The organism is Streptomyces cirratus (genome assembly GCF_014650775.1).
Lineage (GTDB): Bacteria > Actinomycetota > Actinomycetes > Streptomycetales > Streptomycetaceae > Streptomyces > Streptomyces cirratus.
Genome location: NZ_BMVP01000008.1, coordinates 205,630 through 217,635 on the forward strand (window position 1 = coordinate 205,630; position 12,006 = coordinate 217,635).

The 12,006-nt window shown below is 72.3% G+C and carries 10 protein-coding genes; 3 read left to right on the forward strand and 7 right to left on the reverse strand.

Features of this window, described 5'->3' with window-relative positions; translation table 11 throughout:
• The first annotated feature begins 158 nt into the window (after positions 1-158).
• Positions 159-395 carry a hypothetical protein gene (locus IE207_RS21305; RefSeq protein WP_190185851.1) on the forward strand — a complete coding sequence of 79 codons (237 nt, stop codon included), beginning with the start codon at positions 159-161 and terminating at the stop codon, positions 393-395.
• A gap of 73 nt (positions 396-468) precedes the next feature.
• On the forward strand, positions 469-744 hold the full coding sequence (locus tag IE207_RS21310; RefSeq protein WP_190185852.1) for a hypothetical protein: 276 nt from the start codon (positions 469-471) through the stop codon (positions 742-744).
• Between the two features lie 8 nt (positions 745-752).
• On the opposite strand, the gene IE207_RS21315 is transcribed toward IE207_RS21310, so the two are convergent.
• The 7 genes from IE207_RS21315 to IE207_RS21345 form a co-directional block, all read right to left on the reverse strand.
• Positions 753-1,586 carry a transposase gene (locus IE207_RS21315; protein ID WP_190185853.1) on the reverse strand — a complete coding sequence of 278 codons (834 nt, stop codon included), beginning with the start codon at positions 1,584-1,586 and terminating at the stop codon, positions 753-755.
• Between the two features lie 47 nt (positions 1,587-1,633).
• A complete protein-coding gene (locus IE207_RS21320; RefSeq protein WP_190185854.1) occupies positions 1,634-2,239 on the reverse strand; it encodes an ISL3 family transposase in 606 nt (201 codons plus the stop codon).
• A gap of 98 nt (positions 2,240-2,337) precedes the next feature.
• A complete protein-coding gene (locus IE207_RS21325; protein WP_190185855.1) occupies positions 2,338-4,674 on the reverse strand; it encodes a hypothetical protein in 2,337 nt (778 codons plus the stop codon).
• Complete coding sequence (locus IE207_RS21330) at positions 4,658-7,072, reverse strand: tetratricopeptide repeat protein (RefSeq protein ID WP_190185856.1); 2,415 nt, start codon at positions 7,070-7,072, stop codon at positions 4,658-4,660. Before IE207_RS21330 ends, IE207_RS21325 begins: the two co-directional genes overlap by 17 nt.
• The gene (locus IE207_RS21335; RefSeq protein ID WP_190185857.1) at positions 7,069-9,207 is read right to left on the reverse strand and encodes a CpaB family protein; all 2,139 of its coding nucleotides are present in this window, start codon (positions 9,205-9,207) and stop codon (positions 7,069-7,071) included. Before IE207_RS21335 ends, IE207_RS21330 begins: the two co-directional genes overlap by 4 nt.
• On the reverse strand, positions 9,201-9,668 hold the full coding sequence (locus IE207_RS21340) for a hypothetical protein (RefSeq protein ID WP_190185858.1): 468 nt from the start codon (positions 9,666-9,668) through the stop codon (positions 9,201-9,203). The genes IE207_RS21335 and IE207_RS21340 overlap by 7 nt, the downstream gene beginning before the upstream one ends.
• Positions 9,669-9,696: 28 nt before the next feature.
• Positions 9,697-11,064, reverse strand: coding sequence for a CHAT domain-containing protein (locus tag IE207_RS21345; RefSeq protein WP_190185859.1), 1,368 nt, complete (start codon positions 11,062-11,064; stop codon positions 9,697-9,699).
• A gap of 390 nt (positions 11,065-11,454) precedes the next feature.
• Here IE207_RS21345 and IE207_RS21350 point away from each other — a divergent pair, with 390 nt between their 5' ends.
• Positions 11,455-11,808 (forward strand): pyridoxamine 5'-phosphate oxidase family protein, encoded by a 354-nt coding sequence (locus IE207_RS21350; RefSeq protein WP_190185860.1) that lies wholly within the window; start codon positions 11,455-11,457, stop codon positions 11,806-11,808.
• The last annotated feature ends 198 nt before the right edge of the window (positions 11,809-12,006 follow it).

Here is a 12,006-nt window from a genome sequence, read left to right on the forward strand (position 1 = left end):
GCCGCACTGAGCGTTCGCCGGCCCGGTGTGCCCGCCGGGCCGGTCGCGTGTTCCGCTTGCGGCATCGTTTGCCTTTCCTCGCCACGCCGACCTCGGCGGCCAGCGACTGTCGCAGCCTAGACCGGTCTCCCGCCGTCCAAACACCATGGCACCCTCAAGTGATCAACGCACCACCCACGGATGATCATGTGATCGTGGAGGCGGGTCAACGCGCTCGCCCCGACAACACCTTGATCGTTCTTGCCGACACCACGGTTCCGCTGATCCCGGGGCCGGTGAAGGACCTCGTGAAGACCTGGTACCAACAACTCCCGGAGGAAGTGCGCCGCGGCTGGTCGAACCACGTGGCTCCGTCCGCGAGAACGGGTTCTGGCTCACTTTCCGTGGAGGGCTGACTGAGTGTGATGTCAGTGGCGTGTGGTGGGATGGCCGGACTCTGCTGTCCTGACCTGCTGGGAGACCGCGTTGATGCCTGTGCACTCGTCTCTGACCCACGCCTTGGCCGAGGCCTTGGTCGATGTCCTGTGGTTCATCGAGGGCAGTGAAGACGAGCAGATGGACCCGGACGACGCCGTCAAGGTCCTGGAGGGCGTCGCCCACCTGGTCAGCCAGCTGTCGAACGACCAACGGAGCGAACTGATCGGTTTGCTCGGGACGATGGCCGAAGCCGAGTCCGACCCCGCGCGGCGGGAGTTCCTGGAAGGGTTTCCGGAAGGCTTCGGCCTCGTTGATGCGGCGGTCTGACCTGTGCTTCACGAGTAGAGCAGGACACGCTTGCGGAAAAGATGAAAGCCGGCCCGGCCGAACATCTGGCGTTTGAGCATCTTGATCCGGTTCACGTGGCCTTCGACGACCCCAGAGTTCCGGGGCAGGGTGAGGCCGGCGATGACTGCATCGCGGTCACGGTCGATGCCTGCGGCTAGGGTATGGAGGCCGGGGAGGTCATCTTGCCGGACGGCATCGAGCCACTGCGGCAGCCATTCGCCCTGGCGCTCGGTGAGCATCTGCCCGAAGGAGCGGACGTGGCCGGTGAGGGCGTCCAGTTCAGGGCAGTGGACCAGAACGGCCTTGAGCCGAAGGTGCTCCGTCTCGTTGAGGGTCTCTGGCCGGCGGAGGATCCATCCGGCGACGACCCGGGGTGAGGGTGGCCGAGCCGTGAGGGGGTTTGGCGAGAGCCGCTTCTCCCGGAAATTGGCGCGAACCCGCTGGTAGCTGCCCTGATAGCCGAGCGGCACGATCTCCTCCCACACCCTCCAGGCGTTCGTGCAGCCTTGGTTCCAGCGGTCATCCAGGTAGGGCTTGGAGGCGTCGAGTTTGGATGGCCGGCCCTGCCACTGCCCCTGGAACAGGTCCTCCGGGGTTGCTGCGTCGGCCAAGAGCTTGACGGTGAGGGAGGTCATCCGGAGTTGGCGGCCGACCGCCCTCCGGCTCAGCCCGGCGGCCAGCAGTTCCTGGACGGTCGCGTGGTTGGCACGGGTGCGGTCGGCGAAGCGATGTCCCCTCGGCCAGGGCGAGCCGGAGGGGTCCTCGAACTTCTCCGGATCGGGGCAGGCTGGGCTGGATCGGGCGCCAGGACCTGCAAGCATCCGCGGTGGTCTGCGACGCACCGCTCTGCAGCCTCGCTCAGGTTGTGTCAAAGATGCCACCTGTCCGCGACCTGCACCGCCTGCGGTGCCCCGGCCGTGGCACCTTCGGCGAAGAACGGTGCCCGATCCCGGCAGACCACCTCCACCCCGGGCCGTTTCGCGAGCCAAGCCGCCAGCCTGGACGCCTCCCTGTCAGGCAACAGGTCCACTGGACGCCGGCTTTCGACGTCGACCAGGACAGTCCCGTAGTGACGCCCCTTGCGGGTCGCGTACTCATCGACGCCGACCATCCTCGGGGCTGGAAGTTCGGGGTCGGGCAACGCTTCGACCAGCTTGAGCACCGTGCTGCGGCTCACGGACACACCGAAGACGCGCGCCAGGCGGGCACCGGCCCGACCGGCGAGCGCGAGGCCGACTGCGGCCAGTGTCGACCGCAGGCGCTCGGTCCGTCGGCCGTACCGACGGGTCAAGCCCGGCAGCTGTTCGGCGAATGTCCGCCGCCCGCACGAGATGACGGGGCAGAGGAACCTGCGGACGCGCAAACAGAGAGCGACCCGTCTGCCTCCGCTGGGCACATCAGCAGGAAATCGCAGGTAGGGGCTGTGAATCCGCCGTGACCAGATCCCGCATCCGGGACAGACGGCCCCGGACACCCCGGCATGAGAGTGCCGACGCCGCCTGACACGGGCCGCACGCCTCGCATGCCCGTGACCTGCCGCCTGAGTCGGGCGGGCGGTGTCGTGGCGCCGGTTCAGGCGTAGCGGTGTTCGGGGAAGTCCTCGATGAACGCGGCGCCCGCCGCGAGCAGGCGTGCGTCGCCCGGTACGAGCAGCACGGCCGCCTGCACACCGAGCCGGAACCGTGCGGCCGCCGCGCCCGCAGGGCCGCCGCGAGAGGCGGCGCGCACCTCCTGCGCCAGGCAGTCGAAAAAGTACGTGGACAGCCGGTCCTTCTCCCGGGCGAGCGCCGCAGCGGCCGGACCGACGGGCAGCAACCGGCGGTCGTGCAGGACGCGGCAGGCTTCGACGGCTTCACGGTCCTTGCGCAGGACGGACCTGACCGGCGCCCAGCAGGCCTCGTCGGGAGGACCGACCGCGAGGGCGCGACACAGTCGGGACACCAGGCGGCCGTCCCCCCAACGGTCCGCCGCACGACGCTGGTCGGCCGAGCCCCACCGCGCCACGCAGCACCGCAACAGTTCCCCGAGTTGTTCCGCGTCGGGCACGCGGCCTCCGGCCACGGCCGCCTCGTACCGCGTCCACCAGGCGGCATCGACAGCCGCGAGGTTGCGCACCAGGTCCACGAGGCGGTCGTCCACCGGCGTGGGCCGACTGATGCGGTCGACCATCCGCCGGCGGCTGTCCGCGTGCGTCTCGGGGAGGATCAGCACCCGCCGGCTCCCGCTCCCCGGAAGTGCGATCTCCACCTCGCGGGCCGCACCGTACGCCCCCAGCGGATCCCGTGGTGGCGCACCGTACGTCCCGAGCGGGGCCTCCCATGCAGCCGCAGGCCGGGACTGGGCATTGTCGGGCCCCGTGGCCACGGCGCCCGCGGCCGCCGTACGGTCGGGGCCGCCCAACAGCTCACGGATCTGGTCGGGACGCGCGCTGCGACCCCGGCGCAGTGCCACGTACTCGGGGGCTGCGTCCTCCATCTCCCGCCACAGTGCCTCCAGGCGCCGCCACGCCTCGTGGTATTCGTGGCGGGACATACCGCCGGCGGACTCGTGTACCCGGACGCGCCGCACCAGTTCGTGCTCCGCTTCCACCACGTGCGCGGGTACGCCCGTGGGTGCGTCGACACCGCCGAGGCCCATCAATTCGCCGAGCGTGCGCGACTTGATGCGTTCCACCCAGGTCAGGGCCTCGGTGCGGTACGCCGGGTCCTGAAAGGTGTCGGCCAGGATCAGGCAGAGCCGCACCGCCTGTTGGTACAGCTCGGAGCGGTCCGTGACGAAGGCCACCCGCGATTGGGCGTCGCCCACGGTGGCTCGGCTGTCCTCGATGAGGCTCAGCGCCGCGAGGCAGGTTCGGTGGGCGGGCTCGTAGGCGCACCTCATCATGTGGACGGAGGCCAGCTGGGCGAGGGCCTGCGTCTGCTCGGGACGGAGCCGGTCACCGCCGGAGAGTTCCACGGCCCGGACCGCGTCCGTCAATGCCTCGTCCAGGTCGCACGACAGCATGCCCACCTGGCTGAGCAGCACCAGGTCCCTGACCAGTTCGCTCGTGCCGAGGTCGGCGAGGCGTGCGCGCAGTCGGGGAGCCAGTAGCGCCGCTCCCGCGAGGTCTTGGCGCCGCAGTCGCAAGGTGATCCGGCCCGCGAGGGAGGCCGCCTCGGCTCCCCGGCGTTCCGGGGCGTGCTCCGCAAACCCTCCGGCCGATGCCAGTTCGGCGAGGCGCAGGTACTCCTCCTCGGCCCTGGCGAGTTCCCCGCTGTTCGCGAACCGCACTGCCGACGCCGTCACCAGGTAGAGCACGAGGTCCGGTCGGCGGGCGCGTTCCGCGCGGGCCCGGGCGGCGTTCACGATCTCGTCCGCCTCGCGGGGCGCATTCCGCCAGACGGCGAGCGCCGCCAATCGGTTGGCGGTCTGGACCAGCCCCTCGACGTCGTCGGCTTCGGTCGCCAGGGCCAGCGCCTTGCGGAACGCGGTTTCCGCCTCGGCCGCGTTTCCCAGTTCCATCCAGGCCATGCCGCTGTGGAAGACGGCACGGCACCGGTTCCCGGGGGAGTCCGCCAGCTCCAGCGCGCGCGAGAACCTGGGGATCGAGTCCCCCGGAAGTCCGGCGTGAAGGAGGTACAGACCGTGCTCCAGTTCCGCTTGCGCGCGGGCGGCACGAGTGCCGGTGGCGGTGGCGGCGGTGTCCAGGAGGGCGAGCAGCGTGCCCACGCCGTTGCGGTCCTCGTGGTCATGGGCGTGTCGTGCGAGGTCGGCCAGCTGGCCGGTCAGCTCCTCGGCCAGTGCCGGGGGTGCTTCCCGGAGCAGGGCCCGGAGCTCGACGACGGCGTCCCCCGCGTCGAGGTCCCCACCGAAGACGGCCGCCAGCCACTCGCCGACGTGCGCCCCGCCCGGATCAGCGTGCGTCGCCATGATCCAGCTCCCTCATCCGCCGGCGCAGTCGGGCGGCGTCCTCTGCGTCACCGAGCCGCTCCGTGATGCTCACCAGGTGCCCCATGGTGATGCGGGCGTGGTCGTGGGCCTCGGCACGCAGGTGCACCCCGAGGGCCCAACGCTGGTAGCGGGCCGCGGTGTCGAGGTTCCCAAGACGCGCTTCGGTCACGGCGAGGTTGCCCAGGGCCGCGGCCTGGGCCGATTGGTCTCCCCGGCTGCCACCCAGCGCGAGGGCCCACCGGAACGCGGCGCGGGCGCACCCGGTCAGTTCGCCGGGCTCCCCGTCGGTCAGGGCTCGGGCGATATCGGCGAACGTACTCATCAGGCTCCGCCCGGTGTCGGCGGTGCCCCCTTCCCTGATGCGTGCGGTCAACTCGGTGATCGCCCGGCCCGCGGTCCGCTCCGCCAGCGTCTCGTAGGCGGCGCCCATTCCGGTCAGGCACCTCGTCGTTTCCCCCGGGTCCTCTCGTTGCAGGCAGACGGCCAGCGCCGGGTAGTAGCAGGCCAGGGCGTCGGCGGGGCGCCCTTGCGGGCCGCGAAGCCGCTCCGCGTGGTCGAGGAGTTCCTCCAGGTCCTCGCTGCTGCTCCCCACCGGGACGGCCCTGCCGGGAGCGCGGGCGAGCAAGGTCCGCCGGCACACCAGGACCACCGCGTCCACGTCGCCGTCGAGCCCCAGCGCGAGGTCGCCCGCCGCGCGGCGGGCGTGGCCCAGCCGGTTGTCGTACGCGCTCGCCTCCTCGGGGCGCCCCAGCCGTTTCGCCAGTTCGGCGCACCCGTGCAGGGCCTCGACCTCGGTCCGCCAGTCCTCCGCCTCACGGGCGGGCTCCAGTACGGACCGGTACCACGCCGCTGCCGCGTGCGGACGTCCGGCGGCCCGCGCGGCGCGACCCAACAGGGCCCGCAGTCGTGCCTCCGCAGACCGGTCCGCCGTCCGCGACGCGGCCGTCAGCGCCGCGTGCAGGTCCTCCGTACGGGCCTTCCCGGAGTGGTCCGACGCGCAGTCGGCCCTTCCCTCCAGGCAGCGCGCCCGGAGGTCGTCGCATGAGCCCTCGGGCAGTAACGCCAAGGCGGCCGAGTACTGGTCGCGGGCCAAGGCGCGCCGGCCGAGTCCCGCGAGGGCGACCGCATGCCGTTCATGGAGCCTGGCCCGCTGCCCCGGGGTCGGCGCGGGACGCTGCGCCATGCGGATCAGCAGCCGCAGTGCCATGTCGTGGTGGCCCCGCGCGGACAGACGGGTCAGCTGGGCGAGGGCCGCTTCGACGTCCTCGTGGCTCCAGGGTTCGAGGGCGACGGGTCGGCCGGCCAGCGCCCGCAGGAGGTCCGACAGATCGGGGAGGTCGGGCGGCATGCTGGTGCCACGCCGCCGGCGTTCACGGGCGTCGGCCCGGGCGTCGGCGGCCCGGGCCTCCTCGATGCGCCACAGGGCCCTGAGGGACCGGGCGCGCAGGGTCCAGGTTTCCGCGTCCGGCTTCTTCACCTGCCGCAGTACCGTCAAGGCCCGCTCGTGGTCTCCGGCCATCTGGTGGGCCTTGGCCAGGTGGTGCCGGGCCCGCTTGTGTTTCGGGTCCTTGACCAGCGCCGCCTCGAAGGCGCGGACCGCCTCGGCGTACCGGCCGATCCGGCCGTTGGCGACGCCGTAGCAGTTCAGTTCCGCCGCGTCAGCTTTCCCCGGCGGTGGTGGCGGGGGAGTGAAGGGGGCCTCGTCCCAGCTCGGCTCGCTCCCGACCTCGGTCGGGAGCGACGGGCGGTCGTAGGTGCGCAGTCGCACGCGCAGCCCGTGTTCGGCGGCCACCAGTCCGACGGGTAGCGGGCTGGTGTCCGCCAGGCGAAGCAGAGTCCGCACTAGTCGGTCGGCGTACCGGGCGGGCGGGTGGCCCGGGTCCCGCCGCAGCGCCTCGGCGGCATCCGCGCGGGCCTCGCCCTCCTCGCCGAGTTCCAGGGCACAGAGCGCACGGTTGACGAGCGCGGGCACGAAGGCGGGGTCGGCGCCGATTGCGGCGGAGAAGTGCGCGGTGGCCGCACGGAACCGTTCGTGCTCGGCCAGCACGCAACCGCGGTAGTTGAGGAGCTGCACGGGGGTGCCGAACGGGCCGGCTCCCGCCAGCTCCACCTCGTGGGCGATCACGAGGAGTCCCGGCGCCGCGTCGGGATCCCTTTTGGCGAGCGCCAGGAGGAGGTTGCGCAGTCGGGCGAGCGGCCACGTAGCCTCCACCGACACGTCGTTGATCAGCTGGAGCCCGGCCTCCCGCATGGCCAGGATCTCGGCTGCGCCGACGGGAGGCAGTCGGCGCAGCCCGCGCCTGAGCGCCCGTGTGTCTGGCCCCGGGGCGGTGAGCAGGGCGCGCAGGCTCTGTTCGAAGTCGCGCCGGCGTGTCATGGGCCCGCCCCTCCGGGGACGGGCGGGGCGGCGGCGGGCCCGGGATGCGGGTCCGGTTCGGGCGGGTTGGTGGGCTGGGGCAGGTGGGCGGGTGCGGGCAGGTCGACCGGGTTGCCGGTTGCGGGAAGGGGGAGTGGTCTGGTGGCCACGGCTGTCGTGTTGCGGGCCGATCGCATCAGATCCGATGCCAGTGAGGGTTCGACGGCCACCACAAGGGTGTCCGGGCTGCCGGCGTCCGGCGCGGAGCTGGCGGTTCCCGGCACGTATCGGAGGACGAGGACGTCTGGGTACACCGAGGTGACGCCGTGGTCCGCGGCGAAGAGGGAGAGGTCGACACGGTCGCCCGGAAGCAAGGTACCCCCGAGGCCGTCCGAGCTCGTGACGCTGACACCCACCGCGGTCAACGGGCCCGCAGATGGGGGTCGCCCCGAACCGCCCTCCGCGCGCGGTCCCCCCGCGTCCCCGGCTCCGTGCGGACCGAGCAGCAGGCGTACGGGGACCGGGCGGCCGGCTTCCAGGGCCTGGAGCGGGATCCGGCCCACGATGTCCTCGGCGGCGCCCGCGCACGGTTCGTCCGGCAGGTCCTGCCGGAGACAGCGCGGCTGGACGTCGCCCGGACCCACGGGGTGGAACGCGGGAAGGGGCCGGACAGGTACGGGGTACTGCCGCGGGCTCCCGGACCCGGTGTCGGACGCCTCCGCGTCCCCGAAGCCGACCAGGGCCGCGTCCGGCGCGTAGCCGCGGTGGAGAAAACCGGTCACCTCGCCCCAGACGAGACGCTCCTGCTCGGGATCGGCCGGACGCCTCACGTTCAACTCGTCCAGCAGACGGCACCGGTACAGGTCCACAGCCGCCTTCAACTGCTCGCCCCAGGTGACGGCGCTCTCCACCGCGGCCCGGTACGTGGCCGTGGCCAGCAGCACGACCACCGCGAGGCCCGTCAGACCCGTGTGGAACCCCGCGCCGACCGGGCCGCTGGACCAGTCGTGGAACCAGCCGTCCGGCAGCCCCGGCGCCGCGGGGACGAAGGCCGCCGCAGAGAGCAGGACGGCCGGCCAGGACCGGATGGCCACGGCGCAGAACAGCGGAACGAGCGGTACCCACCACGGCAACGGGATCACACCACCGCACGCGACGGCCACCGAGAGCGGCAGCCCGAACAGCACGACGGACAGGCACACGTTCAGCAACAGGTCCAGGACGGTGCGGGCCTGGGCCTCGGCCTTCACCACCACATCCGGCAGCAGCGGGCACAACCGGGGCCACGCCAGCACCGTGTCCATCCCGTACCGCTCGGCTCCGTAGCCCTCCGAGGCGCGTACGACGTTGCCCAGGGCGGTGGGCATCACCTCGGACCGGTCAGCGGGATAGGTGCTGAGTCGGGCGAGCAGTTCGGCGCGCTCCGTCTCGACCGCCCGCTCCGCCCTGGCGATGCGTTCGGCAAGGACGCGCACGACCGGGTCCAGCCGACGTCGGAGCTCCGCCCGGTCCGTGCCGCCGGGGACGGCGGGCCGGGCGACCGACCAGTTCCACCAGGCTTGCAACCGGCCCGGCAGGTCCCGGAGGTCCTCGTCGCTCAGGTCACCGGCCGACTCACACCGCCTCAGCAGCCGTTCCATTTCCTCGGCGGTTCCGGGCTCCTGGTCGGTTCCGTGTGCCTGCTGTGTTCCGGCAGGACCGCCGGCAGGCGGGGCGTCCACGCCGTCCTGCGCCGTGCTCTGCGGCATCAGGACCAGGCCCGCTTCACGCAGAACCCTCTGCCGGGCCTCCAAGCCGGTGTCCGCGTCTACCAGCACGTTCACGGCGTCCACGTGCCGTGCGCGCAGTCGGCCACGGACCGCGGCAGCCAAGCCCCGCCGTGGACCGTAGCCTTCCAGGAAGCGGATGGACCGGTTACTCATGGCGGCGGTCAGGAAGGCCCACAGGCCGGACCAGACGAAGAAGGCGGCCAGGGCCAGCCCTTGGGCGACCGTGCCCGCCGCCTGCCAGCCGTGCAACACGGTCCGCGGGCCCGCGACGGTGCCGAGCGCCACGGCAGTGGTCAGGCCCCAGAAGACAACGGCCGGCAGGAACGCGGACAGGAGCGTTCTGCGGTCGAACACCGAAGCCCCCTGGGCCAGGACGGTCGTCAGCACCAGGTGACCTCCCGCTCCATCGGACCGTGCCGCAGGTCCTCCGGGCACACCGGAGATTCCCGCCCCGACCGCGGCAGTCGGCGCACTGGCGGATCACAGTGCCGGCAGACGTAGCAGCGCGCAGGCGTCATCGGGATCCCACCGCCGGGCCGTTCCGACTCGTCGGTCCGCAGCGGGAGCGCGTCCGCGAGGTCGTCCCAGGGCAGCAGGCCCACCGGCCGGCCGTCCTGCACGATCACCAGCCCGTCCGTACCGTCCGCCGCCAGCAGGGCCAGTGCCTCCGCCTCACCGATGGTGAGGTCGTCCAGGTCCGACATGTGGTCGACGTGGAGGCGGGGAGCGTCGTGCGCGCGGTCAGCGGCCGGGCTGACGGGGGCACAGGCGGGCCGGCCACGGCCCGGCGTCTCCGGGTCTGTTGCGAGCACGGCCAGCGGCCGGACTCTGTCGGTCAGTCGGATCATGGGATACCTCAACAGCGGGGGGCGGGAGTCAGGACCAGTCGCCGTGCAGGACGAAGGGTGCCCAGGCGTAGGGGTGGGCGAACGGCCGCCGGTCGTAGTCCGGCGAGGCGGGAACGCGAGCCTTGAAGCGCAGCAGCGCGGCCCGTTCCGAGAGCCGGGCAGCCAGGGACGCGGGCGCCGGCCGCCGCAGGGCCGGCAGGACGTCGAGCGCCGCTCTGTAGCCGGCGGCCGCCTGCCCGGGGTCGAGTGCCGCCACCTGCAACTGGGCCCGTGCGAGCAGTGAGGTCAGTCGTTGCTCCGGATCGTCCACGGCCGACGCGGACTCCGCCGGCAAGCCGTCGATGGCCTTCTGAACGGTCAACGACTTGAGGTGCAGCTGCGCCGCTCGCAGTGCTTCGACCGGGGGCCGGGCGGGGCCGGAGCGCCCCGGCCGGCCGGGGGCCCCCGTCAGGTGGGCGCTCGTTCCCAGCTCCGCGTAGAACCGCTCCATGAGCAGCCGGGTGGAGAGGTCCGCCACGTTCCACAGGCTGAGTACGGCAGCGCGGGCACCGGCATGGAGCAGGGCCCGTGAAAGCCCCAGCAGTTCGTCGCCGGGCGCCCGCACGTGCAGGCCCGTACGGCAGGCGCTGAGCGTGACGAGGTCGGGGCGCAGCCGCACGCCCAGCAGGTCCCGGACCGTCAGCCGGTCGTCCGCGCCGGGACCGAGATCGATCCCCGAGGACATCGGATCGGCCGGTTCGAAGGACCCGTGGCAGGCGAAGTGCACGAGCGCCGGCTGCTCCTGTTCCAGCCGGTCCAGTATGTGTGCTCGGGTCGCCCGGGTGCCGATCAGGGGGTCGCAGGCCAGCACGCCGCCGACGGTCAGGGCCTCCGCCCTGGCGTGCCCGAGGTCCTCGCCAGGGTCCCCCACGACGAGGGCGCCCCGGCCGCCGCTACGAACCTTGCGGCGGCAGTGCCGCATCACCGTCGCGCTGGGGGCGTAGCAGACGGGGTTGCGGTCCAGCAGCCATCCCCAGTCGGTCAACGGAGTTGCGTGCAGGGGCAGGAGGTGGAGGACGTCGTGAGCGACGAACCAGAGAACCTCGCCGGGGTGGCTGAGGCGCAGGGCGGGCTCGACGAGTGCGCGGGCGGTCCGCGCCCATTCCCCGGCGTCCCCGAGGGGCCTGCCGTCGGGTCCCGGTGCGACGACCGAATCCCTTACCAGAGCTGTGACCTGCCCGAGTCCGACCGGTAGTTCGACCACTTCCGGGTGGTCGGATTCGGGCCGCATGACGAACACCACGAGCCGGTCGCCGATGGCGAAGTACTCGGCGAGGACCGCCGTCTCGACCGGAGTCCGCTCGGGGCGCGGCGACGCACCCCGTGCCGCGGCGCGTGCCGCAGCAGCCTCCGCCATGTTCCCCACCCCCGGCACCATGCACCCACCGACAGTACGCGGCTATGCAGAGCGCCGACACTAACCCAAACCCGTCGGGTGGCGAGGGGGTTCGCCCCGTTTGCTTGAACCGGCCGGCAGGACCGGCCCGGCCGCCCGGCCCCGTCGACCGGCGGGACAACGCCCGGGGCACTGCGGGCCGCCGAGTCGTCGGATGGTCACACTGGTCGAGTGGTCACCGTACGGGACCGGGGTGCGTCGTGGAGCAGCAATTCGACCCGATGTTGTCGTCCGGCCGGTTCTCCATGGCGCGGGGGAGCAGACTGGGCAGCAGCAGGGCCAGTTGACTGTGCCCGACATGCGCCGCGAGCCCCGGGAAACTACCGGCCGGTCAGAGGCGTTGATCACGACATGACCCAAGGACCTGTACCTCGCCCCCTGTCCGACGAAGCCCTCTCCGACCTATTGGGCAAGCAGCAGTTCGGCACTCTCGACGGGCATGTGCAGCGCAATCCGCTGGTGGCCCTGCACGTACGGGGCGATGACGTGTGGTCGTTCGCCGTCGCCGAAGGCCAGGCCGAGGTCTCCGACAGCACGACCGTTCCCGGCGACGCCGTCGGGCAGGAAGTGCTTGGGATGATCCCGCAGGCCGCGAAACCAGAAGATGAAAGCGCCTTCTTGAAGCAGCTGGTTGCCGAGCGACGGGTGGTCATCCGGTTGCGGGTGGACCGCCTGTACGGCACAGTGCTCGGCATCGACGACTAGGAGATGTCGTGTCCGTGCTGGTCATGGCAACACGTTGAGGGCAGCGACCAGCACGGTCACCTCGTCAGCGGGGGGCGTCGCCGCAGCTCGGCCACTCGGTCAGGACTGGCGCCGTACGAGCCCCCGCTCGAAGTCCGGGCTTGCGGGCGGGTCGGCGGGCGTCGGTACGTGCTGTGGAGTCGGTCCCGCCCGCATGAG

What these genes read in the sequence shown, in the direction of transcription:
- IE207_RS21350 (WP_190185860.1), top strand. Translation starts at nt 11,455, where the DNA reads ATGACCCAAGGACCTGTACCTCGCCCCCTGTCCGACGAAGCCCTCTCC.
- IE207_RS21325 (WP_190185855.1), bottom strand. Translation starts at nt 4,674, where the DNA reads ATGGCGACGCACGCTGATCCGGGCGGGGCGCACGTCGGCGAGTGGCTG.
- IE207_RS21330 (WP_190185856.1), bottom strand. Translation starts at nt 7,072, where the DNA reads ATGACACGCCGGCGCGACTTCGAACAGAGCCTGCGCGCCCTGCTCACC.
- IE207_RS21315 (WP_190185853.1), bottom strand. Translation starts at nt 1,586, where the DNA reads ATGCTTGCAGGTCCTGGCGCCCGATCCAGCCCAGCCTGCCCCGATCCG.
- IE207_RS21345 (WP_190185859.1), bottom strand. Translation starts at nt 11,064, where the DNA reads ATGGCGGAGGCTGCTGCGGCACGCGCCGCGGCACGGGGTGCGTCGCCG.
- IE207_RS21310 (WP_190185852.1), top strand. Translation starts at nt 469, where the DNA reads ATGCCTGTGCACTCGTCTCTGACCCACGCCTTGGCCGAGGCCTTGGTC.
- IE207_RS21340 (WP_190185858.1), bottom strand. Translation starts at nt 9,668, where the DNA reads ATGATCCGACTGACCGACAGAGTCCGGCCGCTGGCCGTGCTCGCAACA.